General features: G+C 73.7%; 12 protein-coding genes. 5 read left to right on the top strand and 7 right to left on the bottom strand.

Annotation, left to right across the window (positions count from 1 at the left end):
• Positions 1-196: 196 nt before the first annotated feature.
• Both ACFWH7_RS07585 and ACFWH7_RS07580 read left to right on the top strand, forming a co-directional pair.
• Positions 197-1,621 (top strand): Gfo/Idh/MocA family oxidoreductase, encoded by a 1,425-nt coding sequence (locus ACFWH7_RS07585; protein ID WP_378215866.1) that lies wholly within the window; start codon positions 197-199, stop codon positions 1,619-1,621.
• Positions 1,618-3,168 carry a UxaA family hydrolase gene (locus ACFWH7_RS07580; RefSeq protein WP_378215865.1) on the top strand — a complete coding sequence of 517 codons (1,551 nt, stop codon included), beginning with the start codon at positions 1,618-1,620 and terminating at the stop codon, positions 3,166-3,168. The genes ACFWH7_RS07585 and ACFWH7_RS07580 overlap by 4 nt, the downstream gene beginning before the upstream one ends.
• 119 nt (positions 3,169-3,287) lie before the next feature.
• Here ACFWH7_RS07580 and ACFWH7_RS07575 read toward each other — a convergent pair whose 3' ends face one another.
• Complete coding sequence (locus tag ACFWH7_RS07575; protein WP_378215864.1) at positions 3,288-4,337, bottom strand: hypothetical protein; 1,050 nt, start codon at positions 4,335-4,337, stop codon at positions 3,288-3,290.
• A gap of 145 nt (positions 4,338-4,482) precedes the next feature.
• Between ACFWH7_RS07575 and ACFWH7_RS07570 the strand changes: the two genes are divergently transcribed.
• The gene (locus tag ACFWH7_RS07570) at positions 4,483-5,508 is read left to right on the top strand and encodes a 3-oxoacyl-[acyl-carrier-protein] synthase III C-terminal domain-containing protein (protein WP_378215863.1); all 1,026 of its coding nucleotides are present in this window, start codon (positions 4,483-4,485) and stop codon (positions 5,506-5,508) included.
• A gap of 58 nt (positions 5,509-5,566) precedes the next feature.
• Here the strand turns inward: ACFWH7_RS07570 and ACFWH7_RS07565 are convergent, their stop codons facing one another.
• The 3 genes from ACFWH7_RS07565 to ACFWH7_RS07555 form a co-directional block, all read right to left on the bottom strand.
• The gene (locus ACFWH7_RS07565; RefSeq protein ID WP_378215862.1) at positions 5,567-8,185 is read right to left on the bottom strand and encodes a discoidin domain-containing protein; all 2,619 of its coding nucleotides are present in this window, start codon (positions 8,183-8,185) and stop codon (positions 5,567-5,569) included.
• Positions 8,186-8,288: 103 nt separating this feature from the next.
• Positions 8,289-9,698 carry a DUF1996 domain-containing protein gene (locus ACFWH7_RS07560; RefSeq protein ID WP_378215861.1) on the bottom strand — a complete coding sequence of 470 codons (1,410 nt, stop codon included), beginning with the start codon at positions 9,696-9,698 and terminating at the stop codon, positions 8,289-8,291.
• A gap of 152 nt (positions 9,699-9,850) precedes the next feature.
• Complete coding sequence (locus ACFWH7_RS07555) at positions 9,851-12,133, bottom strand: galactose-binding domain-containing protein (protein ID WP_378215860.1); 2,283 nt, start codon at positions 12,131-12,133, stop codon at positions 9,851-9,853.
• Between the two features lie 322 nt (positions 12,134-12,455).
• Here ACFWH7_RS07555 and ACFWH7_RS07550 point away from each other — a divergent pair, with 322 nt between their 5' ends.
• Complete coding sequence (locus ACFWH7_RS07550; RefSeq protein ID WP_378215859.1) at positions 12,456-13,502, top strand: LacI family DNA-binding transcriptional regulator; 1,047 nt, start codon at positions 12,456-12,458, stop codon at positions 13,500-13,502.
• Positions 13,503-13,533: 31 nt separating this feature from the next.
• The gene (locus ACFWH7_RS07545; RefSeq protein ID WP_378215858.1) at positions 13,534-14,583 is read left to right on the top strand and encodes an aldo/keto reductase; all 1,050 of its coding nucleotides are present in this window, start codon (positions 13,534-13,536) and stop codon (positions 14,581-14,583) included.
• Positions 14,584-15,009: 426 nt separating this feature from the next.
• Here ACFWH7_RS07545 and ACFWH7_RS07540 read toward each other — a convergent pair whose 3' ends face one another.
• From ACFWH7_RS07540 to ACFWH7_RS07530, 3 genes are all read right to left on the bottom strand, one after another.
• Complete coding sequence (locus tag ACFWH7_RS07540; protein ID WP_378215857.1) at positions 15,010-16,359, bottom strand: RNA polymerase sigma factor; 1,350 nt, start codon at positions 16,357-16,359, stop codon at positions 15,010-15,012.
• A gap of 29 nt (positions 16,360-16,388) precedes the next feature.
• Positions 16,389-16,826 (bottom strand): YciI family protein, encoded by a 438-nt coding sequence (locus tag ACFWH7_RS07535; RefSeq protein WP_171467481.1) that lies wholly within the window; start codon positions 16,824-16,826, stop codon positions 16,389-16,391.
• Between the two features lie 117 nt (positions 16,827-16,943).
• The gene (locus tag ACFWH7_RS07530; protein WP_378215855.1) at positions 16,944-17,741 is read right to left on the bottom strand and encodes an ABC transporter ATP-binding protein; all 798 of its coding nucleotides are present in this window, start codon (positions 17,739-17,741) and stop codon (positions 16,944-16,946) included.
• Between the last annotated feature and the right edge of the window lie 37 nt (positions 17,742-17,778).

Genomic DNA, 17,778 nt, shown 5'->3' with positions numbered 1-17,778 from the left:
CCCACCGAGTTCCCCCTCGTGGGGCGCGCGCCCCCCTGCTTGCCCCCCCCCGGGGGCGCCCCCCCCCCCCGCCCCGGCGGGGGGCGCCCCCCCCCCCCCGCCCCGCCCCGGCCAGGCCCGACGAGGACTCGCACCGGCACGACCCCAGACCGTCGCACCGACCCCGCGCCCAGGACCCCGAGAGGACCGCAGACCCGTGCACCACCCCGGCACCACCCCGACCGAGACCGCGACGACCCGCCGCCCCCGGCGCTACGCCGTCGCCGGCACCGGGCACCGCGCCCGCATGTTCGTCGACGCGCTGCTCGGCGAGCACCGCGAGGACGGGCACCTGGTCGCGTGGTGCGAGCCCAACCCCGTGCGCGCCGCCTGGTACGACCGTCGCCTCGAGGGCGCGGGCCTCGGGCCGCTGCCGCGCTACGAGCCGTCCGACCTCGGCCGGATGCTCGCCGAGCAGGCCGTGGACGCGCTGATCGTGACGACGCCCGACCACGCCCACGCGGACTACGTCGTCGCGGCGCTCGGGGCCGGTGTCGACGTCGTGTGCGAGAAGCCGCTCACGACCGACGCGGCCGGGATGGCGCGCATCCGCGCGGCCGCCGAGCGCTCGTCGGCCACGCTCACCGTGACGTTCAACTACCGGTACTCGCCGCGCAACACCGCGCTGCGGCGCGTGATCGCCTCGGGCGAGATCGGCGACGTCGTCTCGGTGCACTTCGAGTGGCTGCTCGACACGGTCCACGGCGCCGACTACTTCCGCCGCTGGCACCGCGACAAGGCCGCGTCGGGCGGGCTCGCCGTGCACAAGGCGAGCCACCACTTCGACCTCGTCAACTGGTGGCTCGACGACGTCCCCGAGACCGTCGTCGCGCGTGGCGGCCTCCGCTTCTACGGCGACGACGGCGCCGGGCGGCCCCCGGGGGACCGGCCCGGCCTCGGGCGCGACGCCGCGCCGGACGACCCGTTCGGCATCGACCTCGCCGGGGACGACACGCTGCGCGCGCTCTACCTCGACGCGGAGGTCGAGGACGGCTACGTGCGCGACCGCGACGTGTTCGCGCCCGGCGTCACCATCGAGGACACGATCGGCGCGCTCGTCGGCTACCGCCGCGGCGCGACCCTGACCTACTCCCTCACCGCGCACAGCCCCTGGGAGGGGTACCGCGTCGCGGTCAACGGCACGCGCGGCCGGGTCGAGCTCGACGTCGTCGAGCGCGCCCACGTGGAGTCCGGGCACGCCGCCGAGGCCCTCGGGCCGGACGGCAAGCGGCGCCCGGTCGTGGACCCGAGCGCCGTGCACGACCCCGGTGCGGGCGACGTGCGGCCCTACGGCGCGCGGCTCGTCGTGCAGCGGCACTGGGAGCAGGCGCGCGAGGTCGTCATCGAGGAGGGCGAGGGCTCGCACGGGGGCGGCGACCGCCTGCTCCTCTCCGACGTCTTCCGGGGCGCGGGCGAGGACCCGCTCGCCCGCGCGGCGGGCTACGTCGACGGCCTGCGCAGCGTCGCCGTCGGCGTCGCCGCGAACCGCTCGCTCGAGACGGGCCAGGTCGTGCGGACCGCCGACCTCGGCGTGTCGCTCGAGCGCGCCACGGCACCCCGACCCGAGGCGGTGCCGTCGTGACCGCGGCCGCGCGCGCGGCGGACACGCCCCTGCTCGTCCTGCGGCCCGAGGACGACGTCGCCGTCGCGACGCGCGACCTCGCGCCCGGGGACGTCGTCGATCGCCCCGGGGGCGGGACGGTCGCCGTGCTCGACGCGGTCCCGCGCGGGCACAAGGTCGCGCTGCGGGACGTCCCCGCGGGCGGACCCGTGCGCAAGTACGGGCAGGTGATCGGCGCCGCGACGCGCGACGTCCGCGCCGGCGAGCACGTGCACACGCAGAACCTCGGGTACGCGCCGGGGGAGCGCGAGCACGAGCTCGCCACGGTGCGCACCCCGCTGGCGGCGCCGCCCGGACCGCGACCGACGTTCCGCGGCTACCGCCGCGCCAACGGCGCGGTCGGCACGCGCAGCTACGTCGCGATCCTCACGTCGGTCAACTGCTCCGCGAGCACGGCCCGCATGATCGCCGACCAGTTCCGCGGCCTCGCGCTCGACGCCTACGAGGACGTCCACGGCGTCGTCGCCCTCACGCACCAGTCGGGGTGCGGGCTCGTGCCGACGAGCGAGGGCGCCCAGGTGCTCCTGCGCACGCTGCGCGGGTACGCGGCCCACCCCAACGTCACGGGCGTCCTCGTGCTCGGCCTCGGCTGCGAGATGATCGCCGTCGACACCGTGCTCGCCGGGGCCGACCTCTCGGCCGACACGGTCGTGCGCACGCTGACCATCCAGGACACCGGCGGGGTGCGGGCCACCGTCCGCGCGGGTGTCGAGGCGGTGCGCGAGATGGTGGAGGAGATCGACGCGCGCTGGGAGCGCACCGACTGCGACGTCGCCGAGCTCGTCCTGGGGCTCAACTGCGGCGGGTCCGACGGCTACTCCGGCATCACCGCGAACCCCGCGCTCGGGATCGCGTCCGACCGTCTCGTCGCGTACGGCGGCACGTCGGCGCTCGCGGAGACGCCCGAGGTGTTCGGTGCCGAGCACCTGCTCACCCGGCGGGCGGTCACGCCCGAGGTCGGGCAGCGCCTGCTCGACCGGCTCGAGTGGTGGCAGGGGTACGCCGCCGCGGGCGGTGGCACGCTCGACAACAACCCGTCGCCCGGCAACAAGGCCGGCGGCCTGACGACGATCCTCGAGAAGTCGCTCGGCGCCGTCGCCAAGGGCGGGCAGGCCGACCTCGCCGCGGTGCACGAGTACGCCGAGCCGCTCGACACGCGGGGCTTCGTCTTCATGGACACCCCCGGCTACGACCCCGTCTCCGTGACGGGCCTCGTCGCGGGCGGGGCGACCGTCGTGTGCTTCACGACGGGCCGGGGCTCCGTGTTCGGCTGCAAGCCGACCCCGAGCATCAAGCTCGGGACCAACAGCGAGCTCTACGCGCGCATGGGCGACGACGTGGACATCGACTGCGGGAGGATCGTCGACGGCGTCGCGACCCTCGAGGAGGTGGGCGACGAGATCTTCGCGCGCATCCTCGCCGTCGCCTCGGGGGAGCAGACGGCGAGCGAGGAGCTCGACCTCGGCGGCGAGGAGTTCGTCCCGTGGCAGCTCGGCACGGTCACCTGACCCTCGGTCGCCGGGGTAGAGCCCTGGGTCGCGCGGGGAAGAGCCCCGGTCGGCCGAGGTAGACCCGCGGTTGACCGAGGTAGAACCGTGGTACCGCGAGGTAGCACGCTGGTCGTGGCTCAGGAGCTGCTCGCGGACTCCTCCTTCGCGAACGCCGCGGCGTCGGGGTCGTAGGCCACGGGGCGTGACTGGTCGAGCTCGACGAGCACGAGGTCGAGCATCCACCGAGTCTGGTCGCGCCGACCGCCACGGCCCCGGGGCGAGGGGCCGGGGGCCGCGGCGTCCGCGTCGTCGCGCACCTCGTGCACGACGACGACCGGCGCACCGGGCAGGGGCACGCGGTCCTGCGGCGCGACGAGCAGGACCTCGACGCTCCGCTCCGCTCCCGGCGGGCCGTAGGTGACGGTCGCGTCGAACCGCGGCCGTCCGTCGTCGGTCCACGAACCCTGGTACCGCCGGTCCAGCAGCGAGCCCGGCGTGCGGACCCCGTCACGCCGCAGCGCGCGCAGGCGCTCCTGGACGGCTCGGGCCTCGAGCTGCGCCTCGGCGGTCGAGAGCACGGCGACCACGCCCCACGCCAGCGCCCCGACGGCGACGCAGGCGAGCGCGAGGAGCGGCTCGAGCTCGAGGTCTCGTGCGAGCGGGTGCGCGACGCCGGCCAGGTCGAGTCCGACGACGGCACCGACCCCGAGCGCGACGGCGAGGAGCACGGTGGCCCACGTCAGGCGCGACGCGACGCGGGCGGAGCCGCTCGCACCGAGGGCGACGGTGTGGACGCCCAGCAGGAGGACGCACGCGGGGAGCGCGACGACGGCGAGCGCGAGCACGAGCCACCACGGCGCGGGGCGGCCGCCCGGCAGTGCGCCCGGGCCGAGCAGGTGACCCGCGAGCAGGGTGAGGGCGGGCCCGACGACGACCGCGACCAGCGCGCCCGACCCCAGGACGAGCCGGACCAGGTAGCGCGTCTGGGCGCGTGGTGAGAGCGGGGTCTCGACGACGGCCCGGCCGCGACGGTCGCGCACGGCGAACGCGGGGACGCCAGGACTGAGGAACCCGGGGTTGCCGGGCAGGCCCGTCGCGTCCGTCGCCGGTTCCGCCGCCGAGCCCCAGTCCGGGACGTCCGCCGGTGCCGCGGCCGTCCGACCGTCGTGGTCGCGCGATGCCGTCATGGCCACCCTCCTCTCAGGTCAAGAAAACCTCAAGTGCAGGGTAGGGGATGGTTGTCAGGTTGTCACCGGACCGGTGTGCGAGGGGGCCGGCCAGCACCCGTGACGAGGTCGTTCGGGCGCGGCGACGCGTGACATGATCGACCTCATGCTCACTCCCGCCACCGGCGCGGCCGGGTCGCGCATCGCCGGCCTCGGTCACTTCCAGCCCGAGAAGACGCTGACGAACGACGACATCGCGCAGCTCGTCGAGACCAACGACGAGTGGATCCGCTCGCGCACCGGGATCGTCACGCGGCACGTCGCCGACGACGACACGACGGTCGCCGACATGGCCACCGCGGCGGCGCGCCACGCGCTCACCGACGCGGGCGTCGACCCGGCCGAGGTCGACCTCGTGATCGTCGCCACCGCCACCGCGACCGACCGCTCGCCCAACACCGCGGGCCGCGTCGCCTACCACCTGCGCACCGGCGTCATGCCCGGGCAGTCCACGCCCGAGGAGGCGTCCGAGCTCGACCTGCGTGGCGTCGTCGGGCCCGCGGTCCTCGACGTCAACGTCGCGTGCTCCGGCTTCGCCCACTCGGTGGGGCTCGCGGACCAGGCGATCCGCGCCGGCTCGGCGCGCACCGCCGTCGTGATCGGTGCCGAGAAGCTCACCGCGTTCACCGACTGGACCGATCGCAGCACGTGCATCCTCACGGCCGACGGCGCGGGGGCCGCCGTCCTGCGTGCGACGGACGAGCCCGGCGTCGGGCCCGTGACCTGGGGCTCCGAGCCCGACCTCACGCCCGCCGTGCTCATCGAGTCGCCGGCCGAGAAGTTCGCCCAGGACGGCCGCGCCGTCTTCAAGTGGGCCATCACCCGCGCCGCCGACCGCGCGCGCAGCGTCGTCGAGCGCTCCGGCGTCTCGCTCGACGACATCGAGGTCCTCGTCGCGCACCAGGCGAACCTGCGCATCATCGAGCCCCTCGCGAAGTCGCTCGGGCTGGAGTCCAAGATCGTCGTCACCGACATCGTCGAGTCCGGCAACACGTCCGCCGCGTCCATCCCGCTCGGGCTCTCCAAGTGGTGGCACGCCGGCAAGATCCCTGCAGGCGTGCCCGCGCTGCTCTTCGGCTTCGGCGGCGGGTTCGCGTGGGCCGGTCAGGTCGTGGAGACCCCGAGCCGCTGACGCACGATCGCCGTCGACCCGGCCCCTGCACCGGGTCGACGGCGACGCTCACGCCTGCCTACGGGTAGCTGACGACCTTCGCCGGGACGGTCTCGACGCCGCTGGCGCGGGGGCCGACACCGTTGATGACGTGCTCGTACGTGCCCACCCCGCCGAGCGAGACGGTCAGCAGCGAGTGCATCCGCACGCCCGGGGTGTCGGGGACCTCGAACCCGTTGTCGGAGACGATCGACGCGTCCGAGGTGAACACGCAGTAGGAGCCCAGGCCCCACGCCTCGTGGTTCTGCACGTGGTCCGCGACCTTGTACGCGGCCCACCCGCGGATGCCGTCGTGGTTCCACGCGGCCTGGTTCGGCGGGTCGTACGGGAGCTCGTTCTGGTAGAAGATCGTGCGCCCCCGCTCGCCGTTCCACAGGGTGTTGTACTTCTGGTAGTGCTCGACGAAGAGGCCGTAGCCGTCGACGTCGTCGCCGTTGACCACGAGCCCGTAGTCGGCGGTGTTGACGTCCCAGCCGATGCCCTCGCCGTGGTCGCCGCGCCAGGACCAGATGTGGTCGACGATCGTGTCGTCCGCGTTGACGACGATCGCGCTGTCCACCTTGCCCGCGTGCGCGCCGCCGATGCGAACGAACACGTCGTGGATCGAGATCGGGTCGTCCGCGTGGTCCGCGGTCGATCCCTCGGTGCCGACGGTGAGCATCGACGGGGACTCGGCCGCCCCGGCGTCGAAGAGGACGCTCGCGACCCGGACGCCGTCGACATCGCCGACCTGCATCGCCGTCTGCCCGGCGGTGGGCACGATCGTCGCGTAGCCGAGGCCGAGCACGACCGTGTCCGCGCGGTCCACCTCGATCGTCTCGTCGAGGTGGTAGACGCCGGGCGTGAGCAGGAGGTGGAGTCCCTGGTCGAGCGCGGCGTTGATGTGCTCGGCGGTGTCGCCGGGGTGCGCGACGTAGAAGTCGTCGAGCGGGATCGACGTGCCCGGCGTGGAGCCGTTCTTCCATGTCGCGCCGCGCGTGCCCTCGCGCAGCGACGGGACGAAGACGGCGTAGTCGTCGCCGTCGAGGTAGAGGTACGGCTTCTCGCGGACCGTGCCGGTGGTGTCGAGCGTGGTGACGGCGGGCTCGGGGAACGTCGTCGGCGGGGCGTTCTCGGTGCCGGAGAACACCATGTTCCACAGCGTGCCGTCCCAGCCCCCGCGCAGCGTGGAGTCGCGGGTGTACCACTGCTGCTGGGTGTAGCCGCGGACCTGGCCGTCGACGATCGAGTCGGCGGTGAAGCCGCCCGACGCCCACCCGTAGCGCGACGAGTGCAGCATGAGGTTGCCCTTGACGTGGATGCGACGCATGGGCGCGGCCTGGGAGACGGCCCAGCGCATGTCGCCCCCGGTCGGCGTGACGGCGAGGTTCTCGATCGAGCGCCAGAAGTTCTGCGTCGCGTTCCCCTCGAACCACTCCGCGTCGGCCCAGACGCCGCCGGTGATGTTCACGTCGTCGGGGTTCTTGCCGAGGCCGTTGACCGCGGTGTTGAAGCCGACGTCGACGTGCACCGGGTACGTGCCGGGCTCGAAGAGGAACTGGTCGCGGCGCAGCCCGAACTGGCTCTCCTCCTGCGCCGCGTAGGCCGCGTCGACGGCGGCCTGGATCTGGTCGACCGGGGTGCCGGGGCCGAACACGTGCACGTTCGGCCCCAGGTCCCCGCCGCCCTCGATCGGCTCGCCCGTACCGGGGTTCGGTGTCCCGTCGCCCGTGGTCAGCACGCGCAGCTCCCAGATCGAGTAGCCCCAGCCGGTACCGCGCTCGGTCCCGACGATCCGGACGTAGCGACCGGACCCGGTGACGTCGAGGACCTGCTTGCCGCCGGTTCCGTCGGTCACCGTGCGCAGCGTGCGCCACAGGGCGCCGTCGTCGGAGGTCTCGACGCGGAAGCCCTTGCCGTAGGCGCCCTCCCAGTCGATCTCGATCCCGCACACCGGCTCGATCGCGCCCAGGTCGACCTGGAGCCACTGCGCGTCGGAGAACTCGCTGCTCCAGCGCGTGTCGGCCTTGCCGTCCACCGCGAGCCCCGCGGCGTACGCGCCCTCGGCGGACGACGCCGTCGCCGCCTTCCCGAGCGCGGCGTTCGTCGTGCAGTCGTCGCCGGGGTCGCCCGGGTCGACGGGGCCGCCGCCGGTCCCGGGCGTGCCGAACACCTGGAGCTCCCACAGCGAGTAGCCGTAGCCGGTGCCGCGCTCGGTGCCGAGCAGGCGCACGTAGCGCCCGGTCCCGGACACGGGCACCGTCTGCTGCCCGCCCGTGCCGTCGGTGACGGTCCGCAGCGTGCGCCAGGTCGTGCCGTCGTCGGACGCCTCGATGCGGAAGCCCTTGCCGTAGGCGCCCTCCCAGCTCAGCGCGACCGACGAGAGCGTCGAGACCTGGCCGAGGTCGACCTGGAGCCACTGGCCCTCGGCGAACTCGCTGCCCCAGCGGGTGTTCAGGTCGCCGTCGACGGCCCGTGCGGCGGCGTAGTCGCCCTGCACGCTCGATGCTGTCGCGGGCTTGCCCTGGGAGAGGTTGACGGGTTCCGCCGCGACGGCGACGGGCGCGGCGGCCGCCACGAGCGGCGCCGCGACGCACGCCGCGGTCAGCCCCGCGGCGAGGGAGGCCAGGCGGAGCCTGGCCGGGGATCGGAGGTGCATGGTCCTGCCTTCTTCGGGTCGGTGGGCCGTGCCACGGGCACGGCCGTGCCCCGGGCGCGGCGCCGTCGCGGTCGACGACGCCGCACCCGTGGGGAGGTGGGTGTCAGCCGACGAGCTGGTAGTTCTCGTCGAGGACGGTGCCGCGGTGCGGCTTGTAGAGGTCGTACCCGCGCGGGTTGCACTGGAGCCCGCCGTTGATGCAGTGCTCCACGAGGCGCTCGAGCACCTCGGGCTCCCAGCCGTTGATGAAGTCGTAGTGCCACGACTGGTCGGAGCCGCTCACGAGCCGCACGTCGGACATGTCGCCGCTCACGGGCCACGCGATCTTGAACTCGATCATCGGGACCGCGATCGGGTGCGTCATGGGGCACTGCCCGTCCACGGGGTACGCCATGTGCTTGCCGTGCCCCATGTGCGACGCCGCGTCGGGGGACAGGTGCATGCCGTCCCAGCAGCTCGGCGCCTGGTAGCGGATGTTCAGCTCGGTGCCCTCCGGGCAGTGGGCGGGGATGTCCCAGCTCTTCGAGATGTCGCCGCACTCCCAGCCCTCGACGGCGCCCGGCGCGGTCCGGAACTCGTCGTAGGTCGCCATCATGTCGCCCGCGACGAACCGCAGGCCGGGCGGGAACGGCTGGACCTTGGTGTAGTCGTCGATCCCCGACTTGTAGTAGATCGTCATGGGGATGTCGGGCTCGATCGGGACGCCGTTCTTCTCGATCGCGGGGAACCAGTACGAGGAGTGGTCCTGGGGGACCGTGCAGGTCGAGTCGGTGTTCTCGAACAGGTCCTCCGGGACCGTGAACGCGTCGGTCACGCGGTTGCCGACGAACGTGTGCAGGTGCGACTTCCCGGGCTGGCCCGGGAAGACGATCGGGTCGTCGGGCAGGAAGTGCGAGAACGAGCAGTTGGCCTGGAACTCGTGGTGCGTGACCTCGTCGTTCCACTCCGGCGGGTCCTCGGGGTCCGGCGCGTCACCGTCGCCGAACACCTGGAGCTCGTACAGCGAGTAGCCGTACTGCGTGCCGCGCTCGGTCCCGACGACCTGGACGTAGCGTCCCGTCACGTCGACGTCGAACGACTGCACGCCGCCCGTCCCGTCGGCGACGGTCGCGACGGTCGTCCAGGTCTGGCCGTCCGGCGACACCTGGACCGTGAAGTCCTTGCCGTACGCCGCCTCCCAGTCGAGGACGACGCGGTCCAGGTCGTGCGCCCCGCCGAGGTCGACGCGGAGCCACTGGTCGTCGCTCGGCTGGCTCGCCCAGCGGGTGGACCGGTCGCCGTCGACCGCGAACCGGGGTCCCAGGCCGCCGGACTCGGAGCTCGACGCCGCCGTGAGCGCACCCTGGGAGAGCAGGGTGTCCGGGGCGGCCGCGGCGCTCGTCGTGACGACCACCGAGGTCGACACCACGAGGACGCCGGTCATCGTCGCGGCGATCCGACGTCGGCCCGTCCCGGCGCGGCGTCTGCCGTGCCGGGGAGGCGATAGCGTGGTGGTGCGTGTCGTGCCGTGCATGCTTCCTCCTTCGAGGTCGTCGCGCGCTGCGGAGCCTCTCGGGCAGGAGCGCGCGACGCTGCGCGGATGATGGGCACGCCCGGCGGCTGTCACCGGGCGCCGTGCCGGGTGGGGGCGGTCACCGCCGCCCCCACCCGGACGTCTGTGGGTGGTCAGCGCTGGTAGACGCCGAGCTCGAACAGGGAGTAGCCCCACTCGGTGCCGCGAGCCTCGAGCTTGAGCCGCACGTAGCGGCCGTTGCCCGCGACGTCGAGGCTGTCGACCCCGCCGTCGCCGTCGGTCACCGTGCGGACCGTCGTCCAGGACTGCCCGTCGTTGGAGGTCTGGATCTGGTAGGCCTTGCCGAACGCCGTCTCCCAGACGAGCTGGACGTGCTGGAACGACTGGACGGAGCCCAGGTCGACCGAGAGCCACTCGTCGTCGTTCCAGTTGCTCGACCACCGCGTGCCGAAGTCACCGTCGGTCGCCTGGCCGGCCGTGAAGTTGCCGTTCCAGGGGTCGAAGCTCGAGGCCTGGGCGGGCTTGCCCTTCGCGATGTTCGTGCCGTTCACCGCAGGAGGCACGACACGGAAGGACCGCGTCTCGACGCCCACGTTGCCCTTGCCGTCCTCGGCCCAGACGTAGAGCTTCCACACGCCGAGCCGCGAGGGTGCGGTGACCGAGAACTTCCCCTGGCCCTTGCTCGTGAGCTCGGTCCAGGCGAGGCCGCCGGCGCCGTCGACGTACTTGCTGTTGAAGAACGCGACGTAGTTGATCGGGTCGCCGTCGGGGTCGGTCGCGGCGAGGTCGAAGTCGAGCGTGGCGCCGGCGGTCACGGACGTCGAGCCCGGGATCGTCATGCCGGTGATGCGAGGGGCGGTGTTCACGCCCGCGAGGTCGACGCCCCAGGTCTTGGCGATCGCGTGGTAGCCGAGGCGCTTGTTGTTGCCAGGGGTGATGTTGAACCACACGCCGCCGAAGTCGCCCTCGACGCCGTAGTGGAAGAACGTCGCGCCGAGCGCCTTGCCCTCGTGCTCCATGAGGCACTTCCACGACAGCGGCAGCGCACGGCTCTTCTCGATGTCGGTGGGCTCGTCCGGGACGCCGTTCGCGTCGTCCGGCACCTCCCACTCGCCGGCCGCGCCACCCTCGGTGAGCACGTACGGCTTGCCGTAGTTCCCGGCCTCCCAGGCCTCGGCGACGCTGCACACGTCGCCGTAGGCGTTGATCGAGAGCAGGTCGAGGTCGGGGGCGTGGTCGCGGATGTACGGCCAGGCGCCGGTCCACGCGTCGGTGTTCGACGTCGGGTGGTTGGGGTCGATCGCGTGGATCGCGACGCTCACCTCGTTGACGAACGACGCGTACGCGTTGCGGATCTCCTCGAGGTCGGTGCCGGAGTAGCAGTTCTGGAGGCCGAGGATCGCCTCGTTGCCGATGTTCCACATGAGCACGGCCGGGTGGTTCTTGTACTCCTCGACCCAGCGCAGGATGTCGGCCTTGGTGTCGTTCTTGTACGTCGTGTCGGTGCGGTAGTCGATGCAGCCGCCCGAGCCCGGGCCGCCGCCGGGCATGAGCCAGAAGCCTGCGATGACGCGGACGTCGTGCGCGGCCGCGGCGTCGAAGATCGCGCGCGAGTCCGCGCCCGTGCCCCACGTGCGGGTCGTGTTGCCGTTGATGTCGGCGAGGCCCTGCATGCGCGGGCCGGTCTCCTCGGCGCTCGTGCCGCCCCACGTGAACCCGCGCACGGTGTACGGCTGCCCGTCCACCTGGAGGTCCCAGTCGCCGTCGCCGCCGACGACCTTCACCACGCTCGGGCCCGAGTCCTTCACCGGGACCGCCGGGTGGCCGGGGTGCACGTAGTCGGGGAACGGGTCGGTCGGGTCACCGGGGCTGGTGGGGTCGGTGGGGTCGGTCGGCCCCGAGCCGCCGGCCTCGCCGAACACGCGGAACTCGTAGAGCGAGTGACCGTAGCCGCCCGGGCGCGCGGTCGAGAGCACGCGCACGTAGCGGCCCTCGCCGTCGACGTCGAGCATGTCCGTGCCGCCGTCGCCCTGGTCCGTGGAGTAGAGGGTGCGCCACGCGGACGCGTCGTCGGAGACCTGCACCTGGTACGCGGAGGAGTAGGCGCCCTCCCAGACGAGCTCCACACGGTCGCCGCTCGCGTCCTGCTGGAGGTCGACCTGGAGCCACTGGGGGTCGCTCCAGGCGCTGGACCAGCGCGTGCCGAGGTCGCCGTCGACGGCGTTGCCCGCGGCGTACCCGGCCCAGTCGTCCTGGACGGACGACGCGGTGGCGGGCTTGCCCTGGGACAGGAGCACCGGCTCGGCGCTCGCGGTCGCCGCGGGCACGACCAGCGCCGCTCCCGCGAGCGCGCCGGAGGCCAGCGTCGCGAGCGCGGCGCGGGCCGCTCGGCGTCTGCGGGGTCGCCCGGGGGCGGTGGGGGATGTGGTGCGCATCGTGTTCGTCTACCTCTCCGTCCGCCCCAGGTCTGCGTCGACCCGGGGCACAGTTCGTCGTCGAGCCGTGCCCTCAGCCGCGGCGCCGCGGCTGAGGTGTGAAGCAGGGAGAGCGCTCTTACCCGAGGCCCGAGTTTTCACCCGCTCACGGGGGCTGTCAAGCGCGACCGACGCTTGACCTGGTGGGAAGACACCCATAAAACGGGTGAAAACGGGCAGTAAGTCTGACAAACTGGTTAGTAAGGAAACGCGAGGCAGCGCGAGGTCGCCGCGAGCGGGGGCGAGCCGGGAAAGCGCTCTTACCCCTGCTATCGTCGGTGGCGTGAGCGAGGACGTGAGACACCGGGCGCCGACGCTCGACGACGTCGCCCGGGTGGCGGGCGTGTCGCGCGCGACGGTCTCGCGCGTCGTCAACGGCAAGCGGAAGGTCGCGCCCGCCGTCCAGGAGGTCGTCCTGGAGGCCGTCGCGACGACCGGCTACGTGCCCAACCGGGCCGCCCGCTCGCTCGTCACGCGGCGCACCGGGACGGTCGCCGTCGTCGTCTCCGGCGCCGAGCCGGCCCCCGACGACGGGCTGCACCTCCCGCGCCTGCTCGCCGACCCGTTCTTCGGCCGCGTCGTCGGCTCGTTCGTCCGGTCGCTGCGACCGCACGACGTCCACCCGGTGCTCATGCTCGCCGACGGCGACGAGGCGAGACGACAGGTCGTCTCGTACCTCCGGTTCGGCAACGCCGACGGCGCCCTCCTGGTCTCCACCCACGCGGACGACCCGCTCCCCGAGCAGCTCCTGGCGACGGGCAGGCCCACGGTCCTCTTCGCCCGGCCCCCGCGGCCGCTGCCGGTGAGCTACGTCGACGTCGCGAACGCCGACGGCGCACGGCTCGCCGCGCACCACCTGCTGGACCGCGGCTGTCGGACGGTCGGCGTCGTCTCGGGCCCGCTCGACGTGCTCGCCGCCCGGGACCGCCTCGACGGCTTCCGCGACGCCATGGCCCGGCGGGGTCACGCGTACGTGCCGAGCGTCGAGGGCAACTTCACGGTCGAGAGCGGCGAGGCCGCGATGCTCGAGCTGCTGCGCGCCGCACCGGGGCTCGACGGCGTCTTCGTCTCGAACGACGTGATGGCGCAGGGCGCGGTCCACGCGCTGCGCGAGCAGGGGCGCCGGGTGCCCGACGACGTCGCCGTCGTGGGGTTCGACGACAGCCCCGCCGGCACGCTCACGCGCCCGGCCCTGACCACGGTGCGCCAGCCCGTGGAGGAGATGGCGGCCGAGATGGCGCGCCTCCTGCTGGAGCAGGTCGAGACCGGCGAGCCGCGGGTCACGTCGCGGATCTTCGACCCCGTGCTCGTCGTGCGGGACTCGGCGTAGCTCTCCGGGCACGGGGAGGCAGAATGGCTCCATGCCTCTCGCCCCGCGCTACGTCGCCGCCGACGACCGTTACGACACCATGACCTACCGCCGGACGGGGCGCAGCGGCCTCGACCTGCCCGCGATCTCGCTCGGACTGTGGCACAACTTCGGCGACGTGAACCCCTTCGAGACGCAGCGCGCCGTCCTGCGCCGCGCCTTCGACCTCGGGATCACGCACTTCGACCTGGCCAACAACTACGGCCCGCCGTACGGCTCCGCGGAGGAGAACTTCGGCCGCCACCTCGCCCAGGACCTCGGCGCGTACCGCGACGAGCTCGTCATCTCCTCCAAGGCCGGGTACGACATGTGGCCCGGGCCGTACGGCGACGGCGGCTCGCGCAAGTACCTCCTCTCGTCGCTCGACCAGTCGCTGACGCGCATGGGTCTCGACTACGTGGACGTCTTCTACCACCACCGCCCGGACCCGAGCACGCCGCTCGAGGAGTCCATGCGGGCGCTGCACGACGCCGTCCAGCAGGGCAAGGCGCTCTACGTCGGCGTCTCCAACTACTCGCCGTCCCGCACGCGCGAGGCCGCCGCGATCCTCGCCGACCTCGGCACCCCGCTGCTCATCCACCAGCCCAGCTACTCGATGCTCAACCGTCACGTCGAGGACCCCGCGCACGAGGACCGGTACGACGGCGTCCAGGGCGAGTCGCTGCTCGACGTCGTCGGCGACCTCGGCGTCGGCACCATCGTGTTCTCGCCGCTCCAGCAGGGGTTGCTCACGGACCGCTACCTCTCCGGCTCCGCGCCCGAGGGGTCGCGCGCCGCACGCCCCGACTCCCCGTTCCTGTCCGAGCAGAACCTCGACGAGTCCTACCTCGAGCAGGCTCGCGCGCTGAACGAGATCGCCGCCGGCCGCGACCAGACGCTCGCCCAGCTCGCCCTCGCCTGGGTGCTCCGCGACGACCGCGTCACGTCCGCCCTCATCGGCGCGAGCAGCGTCCGTCAGCTCGAGAACAACGTCGCCGCGCTCTCCGCGCCGGCGCTCGCGGACGACGAGACCGCCGCGATCGAGACGATCCTCACGAGGTAGAACCCCGGTCGGCCGAGGTAGAACCGTGGTTGGCCGAGGTAGAACCGTGGTCGGCCCGACGGCGGTGGGGTCCCGCTGAGCGGGGGGCAGACCCGACGCCGCGGGCAGTCGCTCGCGCGAGCCTGGCCAGGGGGAGACGAGGCCGGTCGGGGTGGGTGGTGGTGCCGCGTCGTGGCGGGCCTGGCGGGAGCCGCGAGGAACGAGCGGCGGATGGTAGACGCGGCACCACCACCACCCACCCCGACCACCCAAACCCCACCACGCGCCGTCGAGCACAAGAACCAGGGTTCTACTTCGCGGGACCAGGGTTCTACTTCGCGGGACCAGGGTGCTAGCTCGCGCGACCGGTCTTTCTTGCGACCCTGGTTCTGTCTCGCCCGGCACGCGTTCTCCCTCGCGCGACCGCGGGTCTTGATCGCGCGGTGTTCAGGCGGGGCGCGGGTCGGCCGACGACGACGCCGCGGCGGCGCGTCCCAGGAGGAGCTGGCGCTCGTGGCGGGTCGGGGCGAGGCCTGCGGCGTGCTCGAGCACGTCCGCCGCCTCGGCGTGCCGGCCCAGCCGGGTGAGGAGGTCGCCGCGGACCGCGCCGTAGAGGTGGTGGCGGGCGAGCCGCGGGTCGTCCGCGACGGCGTCGAGCACGGCGAGCGCGGCGGCGGGACCGTCCGCGTAGCCCACGGCCACGGCGCGGTTGAGCTCGACCACGGGGGAGGGCGCGACGGACGCGAGCGCGTCGTAGAGCGCGACGATCGCGTCCCAGTCGGTGTCCGCCCAGGTCGCGGCGCGCGCGTGGCACGCGGCGATCGCGGCCTGGAGCGAGTAGGGGCCGAGCGCCTTCCCGGCGCGGGTGCCGAGCGCGAGCGCGCGGTCGAGCGCGGCGAGGCCGTGCCGCACGAGGAGCCGGTCCCAGCGGGCGCGGTCCTGGTCCTCGAGGAGCACGGGCTCGCCGTCGGGACCGGTGCGGGCCGCGAACCGTGACGCCTGGAGCTCCATGAGCGCGACGAGCCCGTGCACCTCCGGCTCGCCCGGCAGCAGCCCGGCGAGCACGCGGCCGAGCCGCATGGCGTCCTCGGCGAGCTCGCGCCGCACCCACGTGTCGCCCGACGTCGCGGCGTACCCCTCGGTGAAGACGAGGTACACGACCTCGAGCACCGCGGGCACGCGGGCGGCGAGCTCGCCGGCCTGCGGGACGTCGAAGGGGACGTTCGCCTCCGCGAGCGTCCGCTTGGCGCGGGAGATGCGCTGTCCGACGGTCGCGGACGGGACGAGGAACGCGCGGGCGATCTCGTCCGTCGTCAGGCCCCCCACGAGGCGCAGCGTGAGCGCGACGCGGGACTCGCGCGGCAGCACGGGGTGGCACGCGACGAGGACGAGCGCGAGCAGGTCGTCGCCCACGGGGTCGTCGACGATCGCGTCGGGGGCCGGGACCGACCCCACGAGGACCGCGCCGCCGTCGCCCGGGTGCGCGACCGTCGTCGTCCCCCCACCGGACCCCGCACCGGGCGCGGCGAGGCCCGCCGCGAGCCGCGCGTACTTCTCGTCGCGCGTGCGCTCGCGGCGGACCAGGTCGACGGCGCGGCGGCGCGCGACGGTCGTCAGCCACGCGCCGGGGTTGGCGGGGACGCCCTGCTCGGGCCACTGCTCGAGCGCGGCGACGAACGCCTCCTGGGCGACCTCCTCGGCGAGGCCGACGTCCCGCAGGGTCCGGGCCAGGCCCGCGACGAGCCGTGGCGACTCGATGCGCCACACGGCCTCGACGGTGCGGGAGACGTCGGTCATCGCCGTGCCCGTGCTCGCCCTGGTGACCCTCAGGAGCCCTGCTGGGCGCGGATCTGCTCGGCGAGGCGCTCGTCCTTCTCGCGCTGCTCGGGCGTGTACTCGGCGCCGAAGTCCTCGACCTCGAAGATCGGCCGGATCTCGAGGACCTCCTCGAGCCCCATGCTGGGGTCGCTCGGGCACTTGCGGGCCCACTCGACGGCCTCCTCGAGCGAGGAGACCTGCCAGATCCAGTACCCGGCGACGATCTCCTTGGACTCGGTGAACGGACCGTCGACGACCGACGTCTCGCCCCCGCTGAACACGACGCGCGCGGCCTTGGCGGTGGGCTGGAGGCCCTGGCCGTCGAGCATGATGCCCGCCTTGACGAGCTCCTCGTTGTACGCGCCCATCTGGGCGAGCATCTCCTGCGTGGGGGCGATCTTGTCCTCGTCGGCCCCGCTGCCCTTGATCATGACCATGACCCGCATGACGTTCCTCCTCGGTGAGTGCCTCCTCGACCCTAGTGTCGTGAAGGCGCGTTCACCCTGACGTCGGACGGCGTCCCCCGGTTTTCGACACGCACCGCCGACGAGTTCTCCGGAGCGTCAGCGGAAGCGCTGGACGGCGAGCGGTGCTGCCTCCGCGAGCCCCCGCACGGCCGGGTGGTCGGCGCCGGGGGCGGTGCCGGCGAAGACGTCGCGCAGCGCCCCGGAGGCCACGAACGTCCCGTCGGCGAGCACGTGCACGGAGGGGCACATCCGCTCGACGAGCTCCAGGTCGTGCGAGACGAGCAGCACCGCGGTGCCGAGCTCGGCGGTCGCGTCGGCGAGGCGCCGCACGACGTCGCCGCGCATCGCCGGGTCGACGGCGGTGAGCGGCTCGTCGAGCAGGAGGGCGCGCGGGCGCGTGGCGAGCGCGACGGCGAGCGCGACGCGCTGCTTCTCCCCGCCCGAGAGCGAGTGGATGGTGCGCGGCGCGTACCGGGGCTCGAGCGCGACGTCGCCGAGCAGGTCCTCGACGGACCGCCCGCTGGGGCGGCCGGCGCGCCGCGCGTCCTTGAGCGCCGCGGAGAGCGTGCGGTCCACGGTCCAGCGCGGGTCGATGCCGATGCCCGCGAGGCCGTCCTGCGAGACGCGCCGGACGTCGGCGGTGAACTGCTTCTTGTCCCGTCGCGACAGCTTGGCGACGGTCCGCCCGGCGTACGTGACGTGGCCGGCCGTCGGCCGCACGAGCCCGACGAGCGCCCGGACCACCGTGGACTTGCCGGCCCCCGACTCGCCGACGATCCCGACCGGCGGGGCGCCGGGCACGACGTCGAGGTCGATGCCGTGCACGACGTCGGGCCCTCCGTAGCCGGCCGCGAGGCCGGTGGCGCGCAAGATCGGGGTCGTCGTCGTGCTCATGGGTCACCTTCTGGTCGTCGGGGCCGGGCGGGCGGTC

The organism is Cellulosimicrobium cellulans (assembly GCF_042723955.1).
GTDB classification, from domain to species: Bacteria; Actinomycetota; Actinomycetes; order Actinomycetales; family Cellulomonadaceae; genus Cellulosimicrobium; species Cellulosimicrobium cellulans_H.
Note: the sequence above shows the minus strand (reverse complement) of the source record. Positions and strands in the feature narration are given on the sequence as shown.